The sequence below is a fragment of the Dinghuibacter silviterrae genome, from assembly GCF_004366355.1.
Taxonomy (GTDB): Bacteria; Bacteroidota; Bacteroidia; order Chitinophagales; family Chitinophagaceae; genus Dinghuibacter; species Dinghuibacter silviterrae.
Genome location: NZ_SODV01000002.1, coordinates 717,079 through 741,733, shown reverse-complemented (window position 1 = coordinate 741,733; position 24,655 = coordinate 717,079). Strand labels below are relative to the sequence as shown.

The window sequence follows — 24,655 nt, the reverse complement described above, 5'->3', positions numbered from 1 at the left end:
ATGCTTCGCTATTTTTATGCCCATGATAAGGGCTTTATTCAACTGGCGAACCCTCCTTAGCGTCATTGCCATCGGTATCGTCACCGGCAGCATCATCTATTCCGACTACCTGAGCCGGAAGCTGGCGGAGGCGGAAAAGCAAAAGGTCGAACAATGGGTGGAGGCCAACCGTGTCCTGGCCGCCACCAACGAACGCGAGGCGCTCAACCTGGCCAGCAGCATTTCCTCCCATAACATTGACATCCCCCTCATCGCCACCGACGAGCAGGACTCGATCGTGGACTGGCGCAACCTCGACAGCACCCGGGTCCTCCAGGACAAAGGCTTTCTGAAAAAGGAACTGAAGCTGTTCAAAACCCAGCACGACCCCATCATCTGGGAACAAAGTAAAAAGCCCTATATCTACAACAAGGTGTACTACGGCGAATCCCTCCTCCAAAAGGAGATCCGCTACTACCCCATCGTCCAGCTGACCATCATCGCGCTTTTCCTCATCGTCATCATCACGGCGATGAATACCCGCTACAAATCCACCCAAAACCAGGTATGGGCGGGCATGGCCAAGGAAACCGCCCACCAGCTCGGCACCCCGGTGTCCTCGCTGGAAGCCTGGGTAGAGCTGCTCAAAGAAGGACACGACAACGCTTCTATCCTACCCGACCTGGAGCGGGACGTCGCCCGGCTCCGGCTTGTGTCCGACCGTTTTAGTAAGATCGGGAGTGCCCCCAAGTTAGAACAACGCGACCTGCTGGCCCAGGTCCAGCAGATGATCGAATACATGCGCAAACGCGCCAGCGGGAAGGTCCAGTTCCACCTCAATGTCCACGGCGCCCAGCCCGTGCTGATCGACCTCTCCGGCCCCCTGTTCGACTGGGTCATGGAAAACCTCATGAAAAACGCGCTCGACGCCATGGAAGGCAAGGGCCTGATCGTCATCGACGTCCACAACCATCCCACCTACGTCACCGTCGACGTCACCGACAGCGGCAAAGGCATCCAGGGGAAAAACCTCCAAAAGGTTTTCAAACCGGGGTTCACCACCAAAAAACGCGGCTGGGGGCTGGGGTTGTCGCTTTCGCGCCGGATCATCGAACAATACCATCACGGTACGCTCAATGTCAAGTGGAGCGAACCGGGGAAGGGGACGGCGTTCCGCATTGTGCTGAAGCGCTAGCGCGCGGCGGCGGCGCGGTCCGGCGCCGCCTTTTGCGGCCGCCAGCCCAAGCGCCGGAAGCCCCAGAAGTTGAGTATCCCCACCCCCACGAGTATCCCCCACAACCACTGGAACCCCCAGAGACCGGCGATTTGCGCGCCCAGCGAGGGGCCGACGACCTGGGCGGCGGAAAAAGCCATCCCGTAAAACGCGGCGTATTGTCCGCGGCTTTGGGGGGTGGAGCGGCTGATCCAGTAAGCATTCATAAAGGGCATCGACATCATTTCCCCGACCGTAAACAGGAGCATGGAGGCCACGGCCACCCAGCCGTAGGGGCCGCACACGCCTAAAACGACAAAGGCCGAGGCGTTGAGCAGGGCGCCATAGCCAATGTATACAGTGTCAGGCCGGCGGTTTTCGAGGCGGTAGACCAGGACCATCTCGACAAGGGCGATGATCAGGCCGTTCATCGACAACACCAGGCCGATCTGGCTGCTCGTGAGGTGAAGGTTGCGCTGGTAGTATAACGGAATGACGGAAAAAAGTTGGAAAAAAGAGAGCGCAAAGACCCAGACGTAAAATACGAAACGGACAAACGTCTTGTCCCTGTAGGGGGACTGCACGGGGCCATCCGTGGCTTTTTCTTTTGTTGGCCCTTTACCTTCCGCGGGTTTTAGTGACCAGCGGAGCGCCAGGGCCGCCGCGATACAGGTCAACCCGTCGGTCCAAAACAGCCAGGTATAGCTGATTCCCGCGAGCAGACCGCCCACGGCGGGACCGACGGCAAAACCCAGGTTGACCGCGAGCCTGTTGAGCGAGTAAGAACGGGTCCGGTTGTCGGCCTTGCTGTAATAAGCGGTGGCCGCGGCATTGGCGGGCCTAAAGGACTCGCCGATCGTCGCCAGCAGGAACACGCACCCGCAAATCGTCCAGAAACCGCGGAGGTAACAAAGCCCCAGGAACAAAAGCCCGTTGGAAAAAAGGCTCCAGAACTGGACGGGGAAAAAGCCGATCGAATCGGTAAGCTTTCCGCCCAGATAGACACCCAAGATGGCACCCGCTCCAAAAACGGAGAGGACGATCCCGGCCTGGGGGATGGTAAAGTGAAGGGCGCTCGTCAGGTAGACGGTCAGAAAAGGGATGACCATCGTCCCGCTCCGGTTGATGAGCATGATCGTGGCCTGGATCCAGATGGGACGCGAGAGGCCGCTGTAGGCGTTTTGGTATTGACGTAAGATTTGGCGGAACATGGCTTGTGGGCCCGTTTATGGGACCTCCTCCCAGTAGAACTCGGGGGACTTGGGGAAGTACTGGTACAATTCCAATATCTCTTGGGGCGGCACCGCCAGCTTTCGTTTGACGGTATCCAACCAGGCTCCGTCCACGGTGACCACGGCCGACAGGGTGTCCCCGTTTTTGATGACCTCGTGGCGGATCGACCAGCGGGAGGCGTCGCGGCGGCTACGCGTCAACTGGACGCTCAGCGTGACCTGGTCCCCAAAGACGATCTCCCGCTTGAACACGCATTCTTCCCGGAAAAGGATGGGGCCTATGTTGTGTTCAAGCAGGAAGAGAGGGGTGATCCCCGACGTGCCCAGGTAGGAAAGACGCGCGTAAGCGCCCCAGTCGTAATATACCGAGTGGCGAAGGTGAAAATTCGGATCGAGATCGGACCATCGGACTTCCACCGGTTGGATATAACTGTCCATAGCGCGGTTTGTGGCCCGGGGGGCCGGTTATGCATAGAGTTTCTCGTAGTACTCGTGGGCCATGCGGCTCGCGTCAAACTGGAAACGCACGTCGTTCATCCCGTTTTTGATGATCTGGCGCCAGGTGTCCTTTTGCTCGTAGTAGAGCGGGAGGATCTGCTGCTCCAGGATCTGGTACAGTTGTTCCAGGTCGTATTCGTCCTGGTCGTGTACGTTCATATTGGTGTAGTCCGCGGGAGGGACGACAAACCCGTTGTTGCCGGAATTGATAAACTCAGGTATCCAGCCGTCGTTCGTCGACAGGTTGACGGCGCCGTTCATGGCCGCGGTCATGCCGCTGGTGCCGGACGCTTCCCGGGGGACGCGCGGGTTGTTGAGCCAGATGTCGGCGGCTTGTTTAAGACGCTTGCTCACCGTCAGCTCGTACCCGATGCATACGGCCATGTTTTTGTATTGCTTGCTGAGATGGACGAGGTTATTGAAGTCGCTGATGGCGGGATAGTCCACCGGGTAGGGCTTTCCAGCCCAGATAAACTGGACGGGGTGCTTGGGGTGGTTCATCATCGCCTCGAAACGCCTCAGGTCCCTGGTCAGCAATTCGGCGCGTTTGTACCCTGCAAAACGGCGGGCCCATACGATGGTCAGCGCGTCCGGGTTAAACCACTTGCCGGTCTGGTCGGCGACAAGTTCGAACGCGCGTTTTTTCAGGTGGCGTTTGCGGTCGTCGAAACGGTCGTCGGCGCCTTCATCCGAAAAACGATAGAGCTGTTTGTCGGCCCAATACCGCCAGCTTTGGGCGTTGGTGATGGCAATGATCGGGCAGATGCCTTGGTACTTGCTCCACATGTGCCGCGCGACTTCCCCGTGCAGTTGGGACACCCCGTTGGCCAGGTGTGCGAAACGCAGGGCCACCAGGGAATGGTTGAACGGTTCGTCCCCCTGGATGCCGCAAAGCGTGCGGACCTCGTCCAGGGGCAGGCCGTTGAAATAGGTCATTTTATAACAAAGCTGGAGGTCGTGTTTTTCGTTCCCGGCTTCTTCGGGGGTATGGGTCGTGAACACAAGACGCTTCCGGACTTCTTCCTTGCTTCCGAACTTCTTATAGAGATAGAACACGGAGGATACCCCATGGGCTTCGTTCAGGTGATACAGGTCTGGATTAAAACCCAGCTCGTCGATCAACTTGGCGCCGCCGATCCCCAACAGGATAAACTGGGCGACCTTGGTGGCTACATTGGCGTCGTACAGCCGGTGGGTGATGGTCTGGGAAACATAGTCGTTTTCGGGAACGTCGGTGCTCAACAGGAAAAGCGGGGCCGACTGAAAGGTTTCCGGGTTGAGGTACCACACCTTTACCCAAACAGGGGCGTCATGGATGAGGATCTGGAATTTGATCCCCGTGTCCTCCAGGAAACTGTACAATTTTTCGTTCCACTGCACCTGCAGCGTCTGGTCCTGGTTACGAGCCTGGTCATAATATCCATACTTCCACAAGATCCCGACGGCAATCATGTTCTGACGCAGGTCATAAGCTGCGCGCAGATGAGAGCCTGCCAGGAAACCCAAACCACCGCTATAAATCTTCAGGGGCTGGTGAACAGCAAACTCCATGGAAAAATAGGCGATCTTCTTACTGTAGCGTTCATCGATGGAATAAGGCACCCTGAAATTCGAAAAACTCATAATGCGAAAACTTTTTAGACTATTGCTGCAATATAACGGTTATTTTTTCTTTTTAGATTTAGGTGACTTTTTCTTAATGTAGTTTCCTTCAAAGAAACAACTCACGTCCCGGTAGGCGCCACACCCTCCTACTTCCCTGATGGAGAGCTCATTTCCATCGATGTGGAACTCGATCCCGCAGGGGCCGCCACGGTCCGAATATTTCAGCTTGTTGTCCCCTGTGACTTCGGCTATCCCCTTCAGTTCACCCTTGCAGGGGGTCTCCCCTTCTTCGTTGATAAAGTGTATAAAAAACCTATATTCCCTGGGCGTCACACCATCCCGGAGGGACACGATGTTGTTCTTGCCGGCCCCGTAGTCCCCGGAGAGGCGGAAACGCCGCGGCAGCGTATCGATCGGGTTGTACACTTTCCGGTCGGCCGATTCCTCGTTGGAATTGGTCATGACAAGGGCGAAGCCCCCTTCGTCGGACAGCCCGTAGATGCTTTCGCGAACCGCCGTAAAGCCGCCTGGTTTGCGGGTTTCCATGACCAGGGCGACATTCATGCGGTTGTCCAGTTTGCCATACGAACGCGTGTGTGTATCGTCGTCCGCTTCAACCAGGCGCATCCCGCCCCCGAACTTGTTGGCCTTGTCAAAATAAAAAAGATAACCGGTACGCCCCTGGCCGCTGATGGCCTTGACCAGTACATAGGTCCTGCGTTCCTTGTCCTGTATCTTGCCCACGGCATACAACCGGAGACCGGTTTGTCCCCCGAAGTTTTCGTCATAGACACTGTCGGGGATGAGCTGTTTCCAGGAGGACACACGCAGCCTCAGGGAATCGGGGGATCGCCTGACCAGGGTGGAATCGCTAAATATGTAGGGCACTTTTATCTGGGGAAAGGGCTTCAGGAAGTCCTCCACCGTCACGGGGACTTCCCCGGGCGCCAACTTCTTTTTGCCGCCACCACATCCGGCCATCACTAACAGAGCCACCAGGCAAACAAGGGATCGAACGCGCATAGTTGGTTTATTGGGGGCACTAAGATAAGCAGATTCTAAAAAAAGGCCTGTAGTACAAATAAGGGGTTATTTTTGTATGTCAAATAAATTTTTTAGATTCGTCTAAATTATTTGTTGACTATGACCCTATCCAAAGCGGAAGAAGACTACCTCAAGTCCATATTCAGGCTCCAGCAGGAGACGGGGCAGGTCAACACCAATGCGGTGGCCCAGGACTTGCGGACGAAGCCGGCGTCGGTGACGGACATGCTGAAGAAGCTGAAACAGAAAAAACTCCTGCACTATGAGCCTTACCAGGAATTCAAGCTGAGCGCGGAAGGCCGGAAAACGGCGTTGGGCATCGTCCGGAGACACCGGTTGTGGGAGTATTTCCTGGTGGAAAAATTAGGAATGGGCTGGAACGAGGTCCATGACATCGCCGAGCAACTGGAGCACGTGTCCGACCAGCGGCTCATTGAACGGCTGGACACCTACCTCGGGTTTCCGGACACCGATCCGCACGGGGACCCGATCCCGGATGCCCAGGGACGGATGAAGGTGCAGCCAAAAATCAGCCTCGCCCTCCTACCCCTAAACATGCCCGCCGAGGTCTGTAGCGTGGGCAACCAATCCTCCGAAATGCTGGAAATGCTGGAACACCTGCACATCCGGCTGGGGACCCGCCTGGAAGTAAAACGCCGTTTCGACTTCGACGGGTCTGCCGAAGTCAAAATCCGTAATAAACCCTTGTTCGTCATTAGCCGTACCATGGCGCAAAACCTGTTTGTTGTTTATGATCAATAAAATACACGAGGATAGCTCATTGGGGAACGTACATGCCAGTGTTTCCGTCAAGCGGATTTTCGCCTTCTTTGGGCCGGCCTACCTGGTCAGTGTAGGCTATATGGACCCGGGGAACTGGGCCACGGACCTGGCGGGGGGTAGTAAGTTCGGCTACACGCTGATCTGGGTTCTCCTGTTGAGCAACATCATCGCCCTCCTGCTGCAGGCCCTCAGCGCGCGTCTGGGGGTTGTCCGGGGGCGTGACCTTGCCCAGGCCAACCGGGAACTGTATCCCCGCACGGTCAACTTCATCCTGTATATCCTGGCGGAAGTCGCCATCGCCGCCTGTGACCTCGCAGAGGTGTTGGGGATGGCCATCGGTATCAACCTCCTGACCGGTCTGCCCCTCCTGGGCGGGGTCGGGCTAACGGTCCTGGATACCTTTCTTTTCCTGCTGCTGCAACGGCTCGGAATGCGTAAGCTGGAAGCCTTTATCCTGGCGCTGATCGCAATCATCGGTGCGTCTTTTCTCATCGAGATCCTGATGGTTCGTCCGCACCTGGGTGAGGTGGTGAGCGGTTTTGTCCCCCGCCTGCCGAATACCGAAGCCTTGTACATCGCGGTCGGCATCATCGGCGCCACTGTCATGCCCCACAACCTTTACTTACATTCGGCGCTCGTCCAGACACGGAAGTTCCCACGGGACCTGGGCGGCATCAAACAGGCGCTGCGGTGGAACAACTGGGACAGCGCCATCGCGCTCAACCTTGCGTTCCTTGTCAATGCCGCCATCCTGGTGCTGGCCGCCACCGCCTTTTTCAAAACCGGGCGGACCGACGTGGGAGAGATACAGACGGCCTATAAGTTGCTCAACCCCCTTTTGGGTAACCGGCTGGCGCCCCTGCTTTTTGCCATTGCCCTGATTTGCTCCGGTCAAAGCTCCACCATCACGGGTACCCTGGCCGGACAGATCGTCATGGAAGGCTACCTCCGGCTCCGGATCAACCCCTGGCTGAGACGGCTGCTGACGCGGCTGCTGGCCATCATACCCGCCCTGATTGTGCTCTGGATCTACGGGGATCAGGAAGTTAACCAGTTGATCGTCCTGAGCCAGGTGATCCTTAGCCTTCAACTGGGGTTTGCGGTGATACCGCTGATCCACTTCGTCAGCGACAAAAAAACCATGGGGACCTTTGCCATTCGGCGCCGTACCCAGGTCCTCGCGTGGGCGGTTGCCGGCATACTTTTATACCTGAACCTCGACATGGTCTTCGGGCTCGTCCGGGACTACTTCCAGCAGGGGGCATCCCCGGTCTGGAAAGCCTTGATCATCGCAGGGATCGCGGGATATATCGGCCTGCTGGCGTATACTTTTTACCTGCCCCTCCGGCTGCGCTATAAAAAGCTGGCCCCGCCGCGCATCCACGGGGACATCCAAACGGAGCTCCGGCTGGACATTCCGCACTACAAAACCATTGCCATCGCGCTGGAATTCAGTTCGTCCGACCTCCGGATCATCAACCACGCCCTGGGACAGGCTTCGGCGGGTACGGAGTTTGTCCTCATTCATATCGTCGAAAGCGCGTCTGCCCGCATGCTGGGGTCGCACACCTTCGACGAGGAAAGCAAAGAGGACGAACGCCGGTTAGCCGTATACGTAGACTTCCTGCAGGAAAAGGGTTTCCAGGCAAAAGGGTTGCTGGGCTATCGCAACCGCATCCGGGAGATCCTGCGCCTGGTGCGCGAGAATAAGGCCGACATGTTGGTGATGGGCGCCCACCGGCATACCGGGTTGCAGGATTTTATCCATGGGGAGACCATCGATTCGGTCCGGCACGGGCTGTCTATTCCGGTTTTTGTGGTGAATGTGTGATCACCACAACTTGACCAAAGCCCGGGCCCAAAGGGCCATTTCCTTACCGGAATAGTGCAATCCGTCCGGCGCAAAAAGCGAGCTGTCGCCCTTCGCCTGGCGGGTATACCCCGTGATGTCCAGGTATTGCACACCGTACTGCGTGCTGATCTGCAAGTTCGCCGCGTTGAAGGTGTCGATCGCTGCCGAAATAGCCGCCGGATCGGGCTGGGATTGTCCGTAAAAAGAGTCCCCGTAGTCGGGGATCGAAAGGACGATGACGTGTTTGGGATTGTCTCCTGCCCAATGGATGGATTTTTGCAAAAGCGCTGCAAACTGGGTTTGATACTCCGACAGCGAGCGGCCCTGGTATTGATTGTTCACGCCGATGAGCAATGTTACATGCCCGTAGCCGGGGCGTTTCGGGGGATAGCCCGCCAGGTCGTTTAATAAGTCTCCCGTGGTCCAACCCGTCGTCGCAATGATCTCCGGGGCAGCGATGGTGTCTCCCATTGTCGCCAGGAGCGCCGCTGCCTGATTGGGATAACGGTCCTGGATGCCCACCGACTGTCCGATCGTATAAGAGTCGCCCAGGGCGAGGTAGGTACTGTCGGAAGTCTTGGGGCGCGCTGCCGTGTCCCCGGGCTGGGTTTGCGCCGCCGTGTCCGCGGGCGGCACGGGCACCCACCCTGTCGCATACCCCGGGTTCTTGCCGCAGGCCATGACAAGCTGGCCGCCCAGCAAAAGGACGGCCAAGCCAACTTTTCTAATTCCTTTATGCCCCATATTCGTTAATTTAGCTGCCCGATTACAAGTAAATACGTACAGAATTAAAATCTAGTTTAACACTATGGCAAAAAAAATCACAGTAAAGAACCCCGTCGTTGAACTGGATGGGGACGAAATGACCCGCATCATTTGGAAATCGATCAAAGACAAGCTGATCCTCCCATATCTGGATATCGATATCAAGTACTTTGACCTGGGCATGGAATACCGTGACGAGACGAACGACCAGGTCACCGTGGACGCTGCCAATGCCATCAAACAATACGGCGTGGGCATCAAATGCGCCACCATCACCCCCGACGAGGCCCGTGTAAAGGAATTCAACCTGAAGCAAATGTGGAAAAGCCCCAACGGCACCATCCGCAACATCCTCGACGGTACCGTTTTCCGCGAACCCATCGTCATCAACAACATCCCCCGGCTCGTCCCCAACTGGACCGCGCCCATCTGTATCGGCCGTCATGCCTTCGGGGACCAATACCGCGCCACCGACTTCCTCACCAAGGGCAAGGGCAAGCTCACCGTTACCTTCACTCCCGAAGACGGCAGCGCGCCCCAGTCCTACGAAGTCTTTAACTTCAAGGGAGATGGCGTCGCCCTTACCATGTACAACACCGAGGAATCCATCCGCGGTTTTGCACACGCCTGTTTCAACATGGCCCTCCAGAAGAAATGGCCGCTGTACTTCAGCACCAAGAATACCATCCTCAAAAAATACGACGGCCGTTTCAAAGACATCTTTGAAGAGATCTATGAAAAGGAATTCAAGGCCGAATTCGAAAAGCACGGCCTCACCTACGAGCACCGGCTCATCGACGACATGGTCGCCAGCGCGCTGAAATGGCATGGCAATTTCGTATGGGCTTGTAAAAACTACGACGGGGACGTACAAAGCGACACCGTTGCCCAGGGCTTTGGCTCGCTCGGTCTGATGACCTCGGTGTTGATCACTCCGGACGGCAGCACGATGGAAGCCGAGGCCGCCCACGGCACCGTGACCCGTCACTACCGCGACCACCAAAAAGGGAAACCGACGTCCACCAACCCCATCGCCTCCATCTACGCCTGGACGCGTGGCCTGGCCTTCCGTGGCAAGCTCGACGGCAACCAGAACCTCATCCACTTCGCCGAAGCGCTGGAAGCCGTGTGCGTGGAAACCGTGGAGAGCGGGAAGATGACCAAAGACCTCGCGGTTTGTATCCATGGGAACAAGGTCGAGCACGGGACACACTACCTCTATACCGAGGAGTTCCTCGATGCGCTGGATCAGAACCTGAAAAAGAAACTGAAATAAAACCCCGGCAGGCGGAGGGGCCGGCTACACGCCAATGCTCCTCCGCCTCGCCAATACGGGCCATACGTCCACTTCCTCCCCGTCCACGATGATAATGGCCTCGTCATGCAGGGCCACCGACGGACAAACGTGATACGGCAGCCCATACAAAACGGCGCCGATTTCCGGCTCCCGCCCCTCGGGAACCCTGATCACCAGGTGTTCTTCGCTTTGAGACACCACCTCATATCCTTCGAGGTTTAGAAAAAAGATCCTCTTGTCGATCGGGTTTTCCGCCGCCACTGACTTATGCCCCAGGTCCGTCGTGACCAAACCGGGTCCCGGCCGGGACACTACCCGCGTCATCAAAACCACGGCGGGTTGAAAATGCTGCTCCTTTAACTGAGACCCATACCCATGGTCCGAAAACACACAGGTCCCCGGGCTGCACCAAAGGTCTTTGTGTTTGGCGTGCACCGTAAACGTGGGCGTCCCGCCGGCAATGATCAGGGGCTCGTCAAACCCTTCGGCTGTCATTTTTCTGGCCAGCTCGCGTACAGGGCGCATGGCGGCTTCCGCCCGCTCCGTGCGTGTCGCGAAGTCTGTGTCCCTTATATGGCCGTCGTAAGCGTGCAACCCCAGCAGACGCAGGTTTTTTATACTTTTTATGTCCCGGGCGAGTTCCAGTGCGTCCTCCGGCGGGATCCCCGTACGGTGCATTCCGCTGTCTATATCCAGGAAGACCGAAGCGTGTACATTTCTTTGTTGCGCTTTTCCCGCCAGCGCCCGTGCCGAGTCGATATTGTCCACGATGGACGACCAGACGATCCGCGGATATTTGCCCACCAGCTCCAGGTAACGGTCGATTTTCGGTCCGTTCAACTGGTACGCCACCAGGACCGCAGAAGCGCCCGCCAGGGCCAGCATTTCCGCCTCCGCAATGGTGGCACACTTGAATCGCCGGATGCCCTTGTCCAGTTGCATCTCGACCACCTCCCGCATCTTGTGCGTCTTGACATGCGGGATCAGCCGGGACGCATCCCCCGCCGTTTTAACCATCAGGTCAATGTTCCGGGCTACCCGGTCCCGGTAGACCAATAAGGCCGGCGTGTCGATCTTGTCCGGGTGCGCCAGCACAAACCAGTTTTCCATAGACTTTGCAAATTTTGGGCCTTCGGCCCGCTATGCCAATTCAAAAATTGCTTCGATCTCCACCGTAATGTTATCCGGTAAGGACCCCATCCCAACCGCGCTCCGTACCCCTACGCCAAGGTCCGGTCCCCAGACCTCCGCGAACAGCTCGCTACAACCGTTGACCACATAAGGGTGATGTTGGAAATGCGGCACCGCGTTCACCATCCCCAACACCTTGACCACACGCTTGATTTTGTCCAGCGAGCCAAGGTGAGCGATAAGGGTCGACAAGATCGTCAGCCCGACCTGTCTTGCCGCCAGCTTTGCTTCATCCTTGTCCAGTTCCGCACCTGCTTTTCCGATGATCAACGAACCGTCTTCCCGGTCGGGGCCATGCCCCGATACATACACCAGCCGGTCCACGACCAGCAAGGGTTTATACACTCCCGCGGGTTTTGGTGCCGGCGGCAATACCCATCCTTTCTTGGTAAAACTTTCCTGAGGCGTCATAAATTCATCCTATAATTTGGTTAAGAATCAAAACCATCCCGAGCCCCACCAGCGATACGATCGTTTCCATCACCGACCAGGTGAGGAACGTTTCCCGTACGCTTAGATTAAAATATTGTTTGAACAGCCAAAAGCCACCGTCATTCACGTGCGAACAAAAAAGGCTCCCTGCGCCGATCGACAAAACCATCAATTCCGGGTGCAACTCCGGGTGTTGCCCCATCAAAGGTAAGATGATCGCCGCTGCCGTCAGCCCCGCCACCGTTGCCGACCCCACACTGACCCGGATCATCGCCGCTATCCCCCAGCCCAACACCAGCGGGGACAAGGGCGCATGGCTCAGAACCCCCGCGATATAGTCGTCCGCGCCCCCCTCCTTCATCACTTCCGCAAACACCCCAGACCCCGCGATCACCATCAACACCGGCGCCACGCCCTTAAAGGCGTCTTCCAGGGACTTCATCACCTCCGTCATCCGTTTACCGCGACGGAGCCCCAGGACGTAAACCGCCACCAATACGCTGATCAGCATGGCGATGTTCGGATCGCCGATAAAGGTTATTATATCCTTTATGGTCCCCTCCTGTTTCGGCGCCACCGCCTCCAACACCGTCGTGGCCGTGAGCAACACCAACGGCAACAAGGCCGTCAGCAAACTCACCCCCAACCCCGGCAGCTCCTCTTTGGGCAATACCCTCGACCGGAGCAAGGCCGGATCCGGCCGGGCCGTATACTTTTTAAGCGTCTGCGCAAACAAAGGCCCCGCAATCACGATCGCCGGGACGGCCGCCATCAATCCATATAACAGTGTCCGGCCCAGGTCCGCGTGTAACATGTGCGTGATCGCCGTGGGAGAAGGATGCGGCGGCAGAAACCCATGCGCCACCGACAAGGCCGACAACATCGGCATACCCACATGCACCAACGGGAGCCCCGTCGACGCCCCCACCGCTGCGATCAGCGGCATCACCACCACAAACCCCGCCGTATAGAATAAGGGAATACCGATCACCAACCCTGCCAGCGCCATCGCCCACAAAAGCCCTTTCCGTCCCGACACCCGGATCATCGAATCCATGATCTGCTGCGCCGCCCCGCTGTCCGCCACCAACCGCCCCAACATCGCCCCAAAGCCCAAGATGATCACCAGCGTGCCCAGGATACTTCCGATCCCTTTTTGGATCGCCCCCGCGATTCCCTTAATGTCCAATCCGTACGCCAACCCCAGCCCCACGCTCACTACGATAAACGAGATAAATGCGTCCAGTTTACACCAAACCATCAGCAGAATCAGGCACAAAATGCCTATGACACAAAGGATTAAGGGCATACCTTGAAAGCTACAATAATTTTCGCCAATATCATTTTTGTTTTATACCTTTTCCCCATTTTACGCTTACCGCTTACCCCATGATCCGAAGGATATTGGCAACAGAAGAGACTGGTTCCGTCTTGTTTATCCGCTTGATGGTCGGAGGCATCTACCTTTCCGAAGGCATCCAGAAATTTGTCTACCCCGCAGACCTCGGCGGGGGGCATTTTCATTCGATTGGGTTTCCACTTCCCTACTTTTCTGCGGGTCTTGATGCGGTCTTGCAGATCGTTTGCGCGATCCTTATTCTCGCGGGTCTTTTCACCCGCCTGGCGGTAGTGCCTTTACTTATTATCACCATTTTCTCTCTGGTCGCCATACAAATGCCCATCTTGATCTCCCACGGTCTCTGGGCCATGCTCCACGCCGCCCGGACTGACTGGTGTATGCTCCTCGGCACCTGCTATTTGCTGCTGAAAGGCGGTGGCCGGTGGTCTTTTGACAGAAAATGGTTTTCGTAAAAATAAATTTCCTATATTTGCAGCCCCTTGCGGAGGTGGCGAAACTGGTAGACGCACTACTTTGAGGTGGTAGCGCCGTAACTGGCGTGTGAGTTCGAATCTCATCTTCCGCACAGGACTCAAGTCCCTGCCCCGAGCCAAAGGCTCGGGGTTTTGTCGTTTATGGAGCGGGAGCGAGCTTGCTCGCGGACGCGCAATAAATGACAAAACTTAGGCCGCGCAGCGGCCGGGCAGGGACGGGGACTGTAAGCCTCCCCTTCGGAGATCACCGGAGGCACCGAAGGTGCCGGAGGTAATCTCATCTTCCGCGCCTAATTGTTCCTGCCCGGGGCAATTTCATTAACTTGAGACATACCAGCAACCTTATGCCATCCACATCACTATGCTTATCCGGCGGCGGCGCCCGGGGAATGGCCCACCTGGGCGTCCTGCAATACCTGTATGAAAAAGGGTATAAAATTGAGGCGATCAGCGGCACCAGCGCAGGCGCCATCATCGGGGCTTTTATCGCAGACGGGTTTCATCCGGCGGAAATAGGAGAACTGATCCTTACGCATATCAAAAGGTTGCCGGTGAACAGACACCATCTAAAACAACAAGGGCTTGTCAACGTCAACTTCCTGAAGGACCTGGTCAGGAACAACCTCCGCACCAAACGAATCGAAGAGCTGCCCACCCCTTTTTTCGCAAACGCCACCAATTATGCAACCGGCCGGGGAGCCACCTTCACGACCGGCCCTATCCTGGATGTGGTAATCGCGTCGGCTTCCATACCCATCGTCTTTCCTCCGATGATGATTGAAGGTATCCCCTACGTGGATGGCGGGCTCTCTTGTAATTTTAATGTAGAACCGCTGAAGAAATATGCTTTCCCCATCATAGGGGTTTTCGTCAACCCACTGGTCCCGTACGACCCTGCCGCTTCTGTTATCGCTCAAAGTGATAGAGCGATTCACCTGACGTTAAGGGAAATGATCCTGGAGACTATCCCTCTGTGCGACGTATTCCTGGAACCGCCGGATCTGAAAGATTTTACCGTCCTGAATGTAAAATCACTACCCGTCATTCGGGATATTGGCTACCAATTTGCAAAGCAAATGCTGGAAGCGAATGAACAAAGCTAAAGCCCGCAGCTTTTACCGCGGGCTATGTTTACAACGGCATATATGGCACTTAATTGAATGAATTCCTATATTCCAAAGGCGAGGTCTTCGTAAGGTTCTTAAACAGCCTATGAAACGACTGCGGGTAATCAAACCCCAAGGCATAAGCAATTTCACTGACGGATAGATCCGTTGTCGACAGCATCTCTTTCGCCCGTTCAATGACCCTGCTTTGGATATGTTGCTGTGTGCTCTGCCCGGTAAGCGCGCGCAACATATCGCTCAGATAGTTGGGGGACACGTTCAATTGCGAAGCCAGATACTGGACGGTAGGCAACCCTCTTTTCTCATTGAAATAGGCATTCAACTGATCCTCCAGCTTTATCAACAAATCGTCATTCACCACCTTCCGGGTGATAAACTGCCGGTGATAAAACCGGTTGCAATATTTCAATAACAGGTCAATGTGCGAGACAATCAGGTCCTGGGTAAAGGCATCAATGGAGGAAACGATCTCCCGATGTATATTGGTCATCATATTGGTGATCAACTGCTCCTCAACTTCGGACAAGTGCAAGGCCTCATTGGTCGCATAAGAGAAAAACCCATAGGACCTGATCGTTGTCGCCAGTGGATAATTCTTAAAGAAATCGGGGTGTACGATCAGCATCTGGCCTTCCACCTGTGGCAGCGTAGATACATCGAAATGCATGACCTGCTGGGGCGCAATAAATACCATTACGCCTTCATCAAAATCATAGTATTGTTGCCCGTAGCGCAATTTCCCCTCAAAATTCTTCTTGATGGCAATGGAATAAAAATTATATGCCAATGATTGTTCAATCTTTTCCGCACGGCCATATACTTCCCGAAGGTCGATGACGCTTACCAGGGGATGCGTCGGCTTTTTCAAATCCATCATTTGATGCAAGGCCGAAATGGACACAATCGTAGGCGATGGCGACTTCTTTTTCATCACTTAAAATTAATCAACCTGCTGCATTCCCGCTTCACCATAACGGGCGCCCGTTTGGGCCCCCAGTGGAATGATGCTTTCCAGGTGGTCCATGTCTTTGGGCGTCAACTCAATTTTCGTAGCAGCAATATTGCTTTCTACGTATTTTACGCGTTTGGTGCCGGGGATAGGTACTGCCCCCTTGGCCATTACCCAGGCAAGAGCGAGTTGGGTGCTGGTAATACCCTTTTCAGCAGCCATGGCTTCGATTTCTTTTAGCAATTCAAGGTTTTTGTAAAACTGGTCGCCCGAGGTCTTGGGTATATGTCGCCTGAAATCACTTGCGGAATAATCATCCGGGGACCTGAACTGACCCGACAAAAAGCCCCTCCCCAATGGAGAATACGCCACGAGTCCAATGCCAAGTTGGTTCAGCGTATCGTAGATTCCGTCTTCCTCAAGGCTTCTTTCAAACAGCGAATACTCGGTCTGCACTGCCGTCAAGGGGTGGACTTTATGCGCCTTTCGGATGGTGGCAGAAGATACTTCCGAAAGACCGATGTACCTTACCTTTCCCTCTTTCACCAGCTCAGCCAGGGCGGCAACTGTTTCCTCTACCGGAGTGGTTTTGTCCAAACGGTGCAGGTAATACAAGTCGATGTAGTCGGTCTGCAGATTTTTCAGCGATCTTTCTACTGCCTTTCGTACGTAATTCGCTTTACCGTTGACCAAACCGGTGTATGCACCCTCATCATTCACTTCGATACCGAATTTGGTGGCTATGATGTATTGGCTACGGTTGCCACCCATCGCTTTCGCAATCAACTGCTCATTGAGAAAGGGCCCATACGCATCGGCCGTGTCCAAAAAGTTGCCGCCTAATTCGAGCGAACGGTGAATGGTGGCGATCGCTTCTTTTTCATCCGTCTTTCCGTAAAGTTCTTCGAATCCGAAGCCCGGGGTCATGCCCATACAGCCCAGGCCGATGGCCGGGACGACGAGGCCTTCGCTGCCAAGGCGTGTTTGTTTTAATTTGTCCATAACTTATTGGGTTTAAATTATGGGACAAAGGTCTTTAGGGCTGGAGGAATAAAAGTAACAGAATCACTTGGCCATGTAACAAAATCTCTGTTTGGCAAGGATTCAGTTGAATCTCCTTCACACCTTCGACAAACCTGCTAACTATTTCCTCTGAATTTTGCTTGAAGCACTTCCAATCCCTCCATCAACTCCTCAAATGACACCGAATTTCCATAGATCATTTGATCCTGCATCTTTGCGTAATCTTCCTGGTATACCTTCCACAACGCCCCAGGCGGACAAAAAGAAATAGTAGCCCGCTCCAAGGTCTCATACCGGACATGCTTCAGTCTGCTGTATTGCTTTCTATGTTCGATAATAGCCGCATATAATTCATTATCGGCCAACGCTTTATCTGATACCCCCGATCGATCCAACCGGTACAAATCATACAGATGCCTGGACATTCGCTCGATCCGGATTTTATTCAAATCCGGCTTCATAAACTCCTCATGCAATAGGAAGGCTTTTTCAAGGCAAGTCTTTCTCGGATCCACCACGGCAATCTCCAGCGGGATTTCCGCATATACCTCATTCGGGAACCAGGTATATAAAATAGATTGAATGCCTCTTTGCGTATAAGGTTCCTTCAATGACCGGACACTGACCTCTACTCGTACTTCATCCCTCAAATAAGGGTTCGCCTCGTACAAAGGTGGATACCCTACCATCAATACCTGTGGGTCCTTATCCGGCATCTTTTCATTGACCTCTGCAGCCGTAATGCTTATCATGCCTTCCGGTACGCCCATTTTCGTCAATTGTCCCTCTAACGCGGCTTTTAACTCCATACTGGTGAAAGCGCAGCCCCTGCGCTTTAGCCTTTCAATATCACCTTTCGTCGGAGCCGCTTTGTGCTCCATATCGAATGCCTTCGCATCCAGGGCGATATCTATATCCTCCGAGAATCGCTCGATCAGGTTCCAGCTCTTACTTAATGACGTGCCGCCCTTAAATATCATGTACTTCCTATACGGTCCTTCAAACAAAGCCTTTAACGCCAGCGTAACCCACCAGTCTTTCTCGATCGCTTTAGGACCAATCCCGCTTTTACGCCACGCTTGCTCCAAGGTTGCCCGTCTCTGCTCATTTGAAAGTGCAAGCCAGCCCGTCATATCTATTTTTCCTTTAACAGTTTAACAATATAATTATATACCCGTACCGGCGCCAGCCCAAGGTCATGTTTCAACTTCTTAGCATCTTCCATTAACAACAGCTTCTTTATCCGGGCCGCCGTATCAACGTCAATATGGTTTATATCCAACTCTTCCAATGCCTGAATCACTAGCGCGCTGATCTGTCCGATGGTAGCTAACTTTTTGTGCGATGTTGCCTTGAACCTGATCTTCATCTTACCTATATTCAGCTGGCGGGGAGGCCCATCCGTTATAAATACCAGTCGGGTGGGTACCTGTGTACTCAGTCCGAGCTTATTCAATGCATACGCGCCTGCAGGTCGAATCCGTATCTTCTCCTTCTTCGCCAACATAGTCGCTATCTCTTCCGCTCCAGGATGTAGTTCCCCCAGGACCGGATCTATTTTGGGCTTATAATAAATCCCATGCGCCGCCCTTTTCAGTATCCCCTGCACCGTCAAACGTGAGAGCGCCTTTTTAATAGCCGCTTCACTACCCATGCCTCTAAAATCAGAGGGAAATATCAAACTCCCATTCTTTTTCTTTGATAATGAATATTTTATATTTTTTTGTACATTCTCCATTGTCACCAATTTACAAAAATAAGTGACAATTTAAATCAATATTTGTTACCTTTTTTTATAAAATAAGTGACCAAAATAGTCAACAACCCGACATGCTATTTCATGTCTATAAAAACAATTTTCATTTAAGAAATAACCTATCGTTCACCAACAAAAGAGCTCGGGCAGCCCGAAAAAATAGTTTTTCGAAACCGATTGGTTACCCATATATTTGAAACCTATCCGTTTACCACAAAACAACACCAATGAAACGTATCATCCTTTTTATCCTTTGCCTGCTGGCAGGCCTGATGTTTATCAACGCCGGCCTGGACAAGTTCTTCCACTACATGCCGGTGCCAAAACAAGTGCCCGAAAAAGTGGCGAAAACGGTGGCGGCATTTATGGAGATTGGCTGGCTGATGCCGCTGACAGGTACCATAGAAATTCTTGGCGGTTTACTGTTGATCTTCCCCAGGACCAGGGCGCTGGGCGCCATCGTGATCCTGCCGGTGTTGGCAGGTATTCTACTGGCGAACATCAACATGAACCCTTCAAGCTTGCCCATCGTATTGGTACTGATCGCCATCGTTTTCTGGGCAATCTTCGACAATAGGGCCAAGTACCTGCCGATGATCGCAAAATGAGAAGGGGCCTGTAGAAACAGGCCCCGTTGGTTCAAAGTCACATGAGAAACCTGTCCGTCTAATCTTGCTTTGGATTTAAAACTTTCTTGATCACTGCGATCTGGCTCTCCAGGTGGGCCTTGTCAAGGCCGGAATATTGTTGCAAATGAGCCGTCATCTCGTTCTGCGCGCGTTGCAGGTCGGCCCTGACGAGGCCATAGGCTTCTGTCTCCGTGACACCGGGGTCGAGGGAAGACAGGATGTCGGCGAGGGCTCCGATGTATGTTTTTTGCAGATTGCGCCGGTAGAGGTCCATGGGTTTGCCGGTGGGCAAACCGCCCAGGATGTCGTGGTGGATGTCGGAGAGGAACTCTTCGGTGGGATAGGACGCAGCTGTTCCAAACCGGGCGGTGTTGGCCGCGAGCTTGGCAAACATGGCGCTGTCCAGCAACGTATTCATTACCCGGTCTTGCAGGTCTATGACAAAATTTGCCTCCAGCGGGTTCGTCACCTTCCTGGTTACCGTGGGATCGAGCAGCCAATACGGGGTGGTAAAGAGCTGGTTGTTGAGGAACGCCAGGGCCTGTTTCTGTTTGGCGCGCGCCACGGGTGCGTATACGTCGCCGCCGGAATCCTCGCTTTGGTAGGTACGTTCTACCCCCCCGATGTTGGTCAGGACATGGCCCACATAGCGTTTGAACTGGCCGGTCAGGGCCTTATAGGCCTCGCCGAGGTTGTCGTACAGGCCGCCTTCTTCCTTACACCAGGCCGGGAGGTTGGGGAGAATGCGTTTAAGGTTATTAATCCCGTAGGTACCCGCGGTCATGTTGTTATCGCCCAGGTCTTCGGTCTGACAACGGGGGTCGTCCGGGCGTGCGCCTGCTTCTTTCTTTTCCCCTTCCTGGCTGCCGAACCAGAGCCGTGGATTGGCGGCGAGCCTTTGGCTGATCCACTGGCGGGTGATCTTCTTGTCCTCTTCCACCGTCTGGGCGCCGGAATATTTATACCCCCATTCGATGGCCCAGCGGTCGTACTCGCCAATATGCGGCCAAAGGCATTCTTCGGGGATATTGTCTTCGGGCTGGGCTACATAATTGAAGCGGGCGTAGTCCATGATAGAGGCGGTGTGGCCGTGTTGTTTGAGCCATTCCTTGTCGCGAAGCTTTTCCACAGGGGTCATGCTGCTGGAGCCGAAGTTGTGCCTAAGGCCGAGCGTGTGTCCTACCTCGTGAGAGGAGACAAAACGGATCAACTGCCCCATCAGCTCGTCGTCGAATTTGGCGTGGCGGGCGCGGGGGTCGGTCGCCCCTGCCTGCACCAGGTACCAATCGTGCAGCAGGGTCATCACATTGTGGTACCAGCCGATATGGGTTTGGATGATCTCGCCGCTGCGCAGGTCGTGTACATTCGGGCCGTAGGCGTTGATCACATCGGACGGCAGGTAACAGACGAAGGAGTAACGGGCGTCGTCGAGGTTGGCGCTGTCTCCGTACGGCCATTCCTTCCCCATGATGGCGTTTTTGAAGCCTGCCTGCTCGAATGCTTGTTGCCAGTCGTTGATACCCATGATAAGGTATTTGACCCATTGCTTGGGCGTATGCGGATCGATATAAATAACGATGGGGTTTGCGGGCTCCACCAGCTCACCCCGCTGCCAGCGCTCCCGGTCTTCGGGCTTGGGTTCCAGGCGCCAGCGGTTGATAAACTCCCTTTTCTCCACCTGGTGTTGTTCATCGGAGAAATAAAACACGTCATCGGCAAAGTAACCCACCCGGCGGTCGTACAACCGCTGCTGCATCGGCACCCTTGGCAGCACGACAAAGGAGGTGTTGGTCACCACCGGGGCACCGCTGGAAGTCCGGTAGATACCGATTTCCACATTGATGGGATAAGCATGCACGTACTCCACATGAATGGCGGTCGCCGTAGCTTTCCCGATATTGGTCAACTGGCCCGGGATTTTCAAAAATGCCGTGGCATCCACCAGGATGGAAGACTTGTTCTTTCCCAAAGCCACGATCTGGAAGGTTTGTACGATGGGATCGGTATTGGCGTTGGCTACGGCTCCGGCGATCCTGCTTCCGGGTTCGGCCTGGTCGGCTTGCAGATCGGACAAAAGGTTGATCGCGGAATCTGGTGCCGTCTTGAAGTACACGTTTTTCTCGTCCAGGCTTTCCCCGGGATATTTGCTGCCCCCGAGTGCGTCGGACGAGCTTACGGAACCTTTTACCACGCGCGTGATCATGACCATATCACGGCCCAGCAACGTATCCGGGATTTCTATGAAGAATGAGTCCCGAACGGCATACACCGAAAATAGGCCGTTGTACGCCACCGCATCCCTTGTAATGACCGACTCGTAGGGTCGTGTCTTGTATTTTTTCTTATTTAGCAGCGACAGCAGGGAATCCAGCCTGTCCTTGCTCGATTCTTCCTTCTTTGTGTCCCCCCCGGGCAAAGGGAACGGGAGCTGTGCCCAGAGCGCATGGGAGGCAAATAGTACAAAGAATATCAACATTAACTTCTTCATCGCAGTATTAAGCTTTTAAAGGTTTTTGCATTCTATGGTCGTAAGGCTTTGCAGCAATTGCGTATAAAAGCCGGCGCGTTGCCCGGAGGCATCGTCCCAAAGCAGGACCAGGGGCACCGGGCTGTCCAAACCGGGCGCGGAGAGCTGAAAGGTGGTCCTCCCCGTAGCCTTTCCGGAGGACAGGTCGATGACCAGGCCTTGCCTGCCCGTTTGCGACCAGCTTTTTAACCAGCCGGGGAACCAGGCCTCGTAGTTTTTGGCGCCGAGCAACAAGAAGTCGACATCGGCCGAAGGCATGCGTAACAACACATAGGGCTCCATACCGGCGCGCCCTTGCAACAAGGTATCACTCATGGCAAAGGGCAGCGACGGCGCAACCATGGCGTTGGGCAGACGGGAACCTGGTGATGTGAGGCTATTGCCCTCCCAAAGACCATCCGTTTCATCGAGCGTAAACATTTTTTTACGCGGCGCACGGGAAGGTCCAGCGGGAGAAGGCAGACAACCTGGCGACAGGCTGATGCACACGAGCAAAAGCACCACGAATTTGGCTGTATCAAAAGAGAGGGCTTGTATGTGTTTCATACTTTTTATTTTAAAAGTTTTAGTGGACATGGAGGCGATGGATCTGTTGCAACACGTTTTGCAAGTGGGCCTGATCGGCTTCGGAGGTATATTTCGGCAAAGCAGCCTTTACCTCACGGTCGATTTGCGCCAGGTCGGCCCGTGCCACCGACCAGGTATCGGTCTCGCTGATATCGGGGTCATGGCCTGCGACCAGCGCTGCCATGGCATCGATATAGCTTTTCTGCAAGTTGCGCCGGCAATCATCCATCTTCTTTCCGGCAGACAACCCACCCCAGATATAGCGGTGCAGGTCGGCCACGTATTCTTGCACGGGGTAAGAAAGGCTGTCGCCAAACTGGCTGCTGGCCGCCAGCAGGTTGGCAAGTTTGTCAGCCCCCAGGAGGGTCTTTAATGTCTTTCGCTGTAGTACGCCGATTGCATCCCCCGGAACCACGATCTTGTTGACGACCCCGGGATCGAGCAACCATTCCGGTGTGGTAAAAAGTTGCTCATTCAGAAACGCCAGGGCTTGTTGCTGCTGTTCCTTGGGAACAGGCGCATATACATCACCACCCGAGTCTTCGCTGCGGTAGGTCCGCTCCGCCCCCCCGATATGGTTGACAACATGACCCACAAAACGCTTGTATTCATCCAGCAGCGCCTTGTAAGCACCGTCGAGGTTGTCGTACAGGCCTCCCTGTTCTTTGGTCCAGGCCGGCAGGTTAGGCAGGACGCGTCGTAGGTTCTTGATGCCGTAGGCATTGGCGATCATGTCATTGTCCCCCAGGTCTTCCGTCTGGCAACGGGGATCGTCCGGTGGGTCGGTCTGGAGCAACTTTTCCGCTTCCTGGCTGCCAAACCAAAGCCTCGGGTTGGCGGCCAGGCTGTCGGAGGCCAGGCGGTACAATACTTTCTTGTCTTCTTCAGCGTTCAAGCCGGTATACTTGTATCCCCATTGGATGGCCCACCGGTCGTATTCGCCGATATGCGGCCAGAGACAATCCTGCGGAACGCTGTCTTCCGGTTGGGCGACATAGTTAAACCGGGCGTAGTCCATGATGGAGGCTGTATGGCCGTGTTCCTTCAACCAGTTCTTATCCCGCATTTTTTCCACCGGGGTCCTGCTGCTGGAGCCGAAATTGTGCCTGAGCCCCAGCGTATGCCCTACCTCGTGGGACGACACAAACCGGATGAGCTGCCCCATCAGCTCCTCGTCAAACACGGGACGGCGGGCGGCAGGGTCGGTAGCGCCCACCTGGCTTCTATACCAGTAATCCACGAGCGTCATCACATTGTGGTACCAGCCGATATGGGATTGGATGATCTCGCCGCTGCGCGGGTCGTGGGTATTGGGCCCATAGGCATTCATGACTTCCGAGGGCAGGTAGCAGAGAAAGGAATAACGGGCATCGTCCAGACTGACGCTGTCCCCATAGGGCCATTCCTTGGCCATGATGGCATTTTTGAACCCTGCCTGTTCGAAGGCTTTCTGCCAGTCGTTAACGCCAAGGATCAGGTATTTTACCCACTGCTTCGGGGTATGGGGATCGATATAGTATACGATCGGTTTGGCCGGTTCCACCAGCTCGCCCCGCTCCCACCGCTCCCTGTCTTCGGGCCGGGGCTCCATTCGCCAACGGTCGATAAAGTCGCGTTTTTCGACCGCCTGCTGGTTGTCGGCAAAATAGAAGGTTTCATTGTTGAAAAAACCGACGCGACGATCGAATATCCGTTGCTGCATAGGCGTTTTGGGAAGCGCGATGAAGGAGGTATTCATCACATAAATTTCCCCCATGCCGGTCTCCTGGTACATACCGATCTCTACATTGACCGGGTAGCCATGCACATACTCCAGGCGACTACGCCCTCTGCCGGTCCAGTCTTTAGCGCTCATTACCGGGGAGGATTTCAGGAAACTGCTGACACTGATCACAAAACCCTTTCCTGACGGACCCATGGCTACTATGGGGAAGGTGGCCACCACCTGATCCGCTGTGGACTGCCGGACGGCGGCGGACAGCCTGCCTTCCGGTTCCGCCTGTTTTCTTAGGAGATCCGTGCAAAGGTTGATCGAAGAATCCCTTCCCAGCATAAAATAGCAAGGCGTTTCACCGTTTTCCTCACCGGGATACTTGCGGGGCATCAAAAAACTTTTTGCATACGGCATTTGCACAAAGCGGTTGATCACGAGCATGTCCCGGTTCAACAAGCTGTCGGGGACTTCGAAATAGACGGAATCCCCCACCTGGTACACAGTGAAAAGTCCTCGCCAGGCAACGGCATCCTTTGGGATCACTTTGTCGAAAGGCTTCAGGCCACGGGCAGACTGCCCCCGGGCGTTGCCGATGGCAACGCTTAAAGCGATAAGAACAAGATATTTCATAATTAGATG

22 protein-coding genes and 1 tRNA gene are annotated in these 24,655 nt (G+C 54.7%); 8 read left to right on the top strand and 15 right to left on the bottom strand.

Annotated features, from left to right (window positions below):
- The first annotated feature begins 22 nt into the window (after positions 1-22).
- Complete coding sequence (locus EDB95_RS20360; RefSeq protein ID WP_133996452.1) at positions 23-1,174, top strand: sensor histidine kinase; 1,152 nt, start codon at positions 23-25, stop codon at positions 1,172-1,174.
- Here EDB95_RS20360 and EDB95_RS20355 read toward each other — a convergent pair.
- From EDB95_RS20355 to EDB95_RS20340, 4 genes are read right to left on the bottom strand one after another with little or no spacing between them, the layout of a single operon-like run.
- Positions 1,171-2,403: an MDR family MFS transporter gene (locus EDB95_RS20355; protein ID WP_133996449.1), complete on the bottom strand. Its 1,233-nt coding sequence runs from the start codon at positions 2,401-2,403 to the stop codon at positions 1,171-1,173. The genes EDB95_RS20360 and EDB95_RS20355 overlap by 4 nt on opposite strands.
- Positions 2,404-2,418: 15 nt before the next feature.
- Positions 2,419-2,862 (bottom strand): acyl-CoA thioesterase, encoded by a 444-nt coding sequence (locus tag EDB95_RS20350; RefSeq protein WP_133996446.1) that lies wholly within the window; start codon positions 2,860-2,862, stop codon positions 2,419-2,421.
- Positions 2,863-2,889: 27 nt separating this feature from the next.
- Positions 2,890-4,545: an alpha-glucan family phosphorylase gene (gene glgP / locus EDB95_RS20345; RefSeq protein WP_133996444.1), complete on the bottom strand. Its 1,656-nt coding sequence runs from the start codon at positions 4,543-4,545 to the stop codon at positions 2,890-2,892.
- Between the two features lie 39 nt (positions 4,546-4,584).
- Positions 4,585-5,550 carry a hypothetical protein gene (locus EDB95_RS20340; protein WP_133996441.1) on the bottom strand — a complete coding sequence of 322 codons (966 nt, stop codon included), beginning with the start codon at positions 5,548-5,550 and terminating at the stop codon, positions 4,585-4,587.
- Positions 5,551-5,670: 120 nt separating this feature from the next.
- Here EDB95_RS20340 and EDB95_RS20335 point away from each other — a divergent pair, with 120 nt between their 5' ends.
- Complete coding sequence (locus tag EDB95_RS20335) at positions 5,671-6,333, top strand: metal-dependent transcriptional regulator (protein WP_133996438.1); 663 nt, start codon at positions 5,671-5,673, stop codon at positions 6,331-6,333.
- A complete protein-coding gene (locus EDB95_RS20330) occupies positions 6,323-8,185 on the top strand; it encodes an Nramp family divalent metal transporter (protein WP_133996435.1) in 1,863 nt (620 codons plus the stop codon). The genes EDB95_RS20335 and EDB95_RS20330 overlap by 11 nt, the downstream gene beginning before the upstream one ends.
- Here EDB95_RS20330 and EDB95_RS20325 read toward each other — a convergent pair whose 3' ends face one another.
- Entirely contained in the window at positions 8,186-8,950 is a 765-nt protein-coding gene (locus tag EDB95_RS20325) for an SGNH/GDSL hydrolase family protein (RefSeq protein ID WP_211352167.1), read from the bottom strand.
- Between the two features lie 64 nt (positions 8,951-9,014).
- Here EDB95_RS20325 and EDB95_RS20320 point away from each other — a divergent pair, with 64 nt between their 5' ends.
- Positions 9,015-10,247 (top strand): isocitrate dehydrogenase (NADP(+)), encoded by a 1,233-nt coding sequence (locus tag EDB95_RS20320; protein ID WP_133996432.1) that lies wholly within the window; start codon positions 9,015-9,017, stop codon positions 10,245-10,247.
- 24 nt (positions 10,248-10,271) lie between these two features.
- Here EDB95_RS20320 and EDB95_RS20315 read toward each other — a convergent pair whose 3' ends face one another.
- Genes EDB95_RS20315 through EDB95_RS20305 form a run of 3 tightly spaced genes read right to left on the bottom strand, consistent with a single transcriptional unit; the run spans position 10,272 to position 13,200 of the window.
- Entirely contained in the window at positions 10,272-11,378 is a 1,107-nt protein-coding gene (locus tag EDB95_RS20315; RefSeq protein ID WP_133996429.1) for a D-TA family PLP-dependent enzyme, read from the bottom strand.
- Positions 11,379-11,408: 30 nt separating this feature from the next.
- The gene (locus tag EDB95_RS20310; RefSeq protein WP_133996426.1) at positions 11,409-11,870 is read right to left on the bottom strand and encodes a RidA family protein; all 462 of its coding nucleotides are present in this window, start codon (positions 11,868-11,870) and stop codon (positions 11,409-11,411) included.
- 4 nt (positions 11,871-11,874) lie between these two features.
- Positions 11,875-13,200: a gluconate:H+ symporter gene (locus EDB95_RS20305; protein WP_133996423.1), complete on the bottom strand. Its 1,326-nt coding sequence runs from the start codon at positions 13,198-13,200 to the stop codon at positions 11,875-11,877.
- A gap of 80 nt (positions 13,201-13,280) precedes the next feature.
- Between EDB95_RS20305 and EDB95_RS20300 the strand changes: the two genes are divergently transcribed.
- The 3 genes from EDB95_RS20300 to EDB95_RS20290 all read left to right on the top strand — a co-directional run bounded on the left by EDB95_RS20300 (position 13,281) and on the right by EDB95_RS20290 (position 14,827).
- Positions 13,281-13,703, top strand: a complete 423-nt coding sequence (locus tag EDB95_RS20300; protein WP_133996420.1) for a DoxX family protein — start codon at positions 13,281-13,283, stop codon at positions 13,701-13,703.
- 29 nt (positions 13,704-13,732) lie between these two features.
- Positions 13,733-13,816, top strand: a tRNA-Leu gene (locus EDB95_RS20295).
- Between the two features lie 252 nt (positions 13,817-14,068).
- Positions 14,069-14,827 (top strand): patatin-like phospholipase family protein, encoded by a 759-nt coding sequence (locus EDB95_RS20290; RefSeq protein WP_133996417.1) that lies wholly within the window; start codon positions 14,069-14,071, stop codon positions 14,825-14,827.
- A 49-nt stretch (positions 14,828-14,876) separates the two neighbouring features.
- On the opposite strand, the gene EDB95_RS20285 is transcribed toward EDB95_RS20290, so the two are convergent.
- From EDB95_RS20285 to EDB95_RS20270, 4 genes are all read right to left on the bottom strand, one after another.
- A complete protein-coding gene (locus tag EDB95_RS20285; protein ID WP_133996414.1) occupies positions 14,877-15,782 on the bottom strand; it encodes a helix-turn-helix domain-containing protein in 906 nt (301 codons plus the stop codon).
- A 9-nt stretch (positions 15,783-15,791) separates the two neighbouring features.
- Entirely contained in the window at positions 15,792-16,802 is a 1,011-nt protein-coding gene (locus EDB95_RS20280; protein WP_133996411.1) for an aldo/keto reductase, read from the bottom strand.
- 137 nt (positions 16,803-16,939) lie between these two features.
- Positions 16,940-17,956 carry a nucleotidyl transferase AbiEii/AbiGii toxin family protein gene (locus EDB95_RS20275; protein WP_133996408.1) on the bottom strand — a complete coding sequence of 339 codons (1,017 nt, stop codon included), beginning with the start codon at positions 17,954-17,956 and terminating at the stop codon, positions 16,940-16,942.
- A gap of 2 nt (positions 17,957-17,958) precedes the next feature.
- A complete protein-coding gene (locus tag EDB95_RS20270) occupies positions 17,959-18,561 on the bottom strand; it encodes a DUF6088 family protein (protein WP_133996405.1) in 603 nt (200 codons plus the stop codon).
- A 245-nt stretch (positions 18,562-18,806) separates the two neighbouring features.
- Between EDB95_RS20270 and EDB95_RS20265 the strand changes: the two genes are divergently transcribed.
- Positions 18,807-19,187 (top strand): DoxX family membrane protein, encoded by a 381-nt coding sequence (locus tag EDB95_RS20265; protein WP_133996402.1) that lies wholly within the window; start codon positions 18,807-18,809, stop codon positions 19,185-19,187.
- A gap of 58 nt (positions 19,188-19,245) precedes the next feature.
- Here EDB95_RS20265 and EDB95_RS20260 read toward each other — a convergent pair whose 3' ends face one another.
- From EDB95_RS20260 to EDB95_RS20250, 3 genes are read right to left on the bottom strand one after another with little or no spacing between them, the layout of a single operon-like run.
- Complete coding sequence (locus EDB95_RS20260; RefSeq protein WP_133996399.1) at positions 19,246-21,696, bottom strand: zinc-dependent metalloprotease; 2,451 nt, start codon at positions 21,694-21,696, stop codon at positions 19,246-19,248.
- Between the two features lie 15 nt (positions 21,697-21,711).
- On the bottom strand, positions 21,712-22,281 hold the full coding sequence (locus EDB95_RS20255) for a hypothetical protein (RefSeq protein WP_133996397.1): 570 nt from the start codon (positions 22,279-22,281) through the stop codon (positions 21,712-21,714).
- A gap of 19 nt (positions 22,282-22,300) precedes the next feature.
- Entirely contained in the window at positions 22,301-24,646 is a 2,346-nt protein-coding gene (locus EDB95_RS20250) for a zinc-dependent metalloprotease (protein WP_162852703.1), read from the bottom strand.
- Positions 24,647-24,655 lie beyond the last annotated feature (9 nt).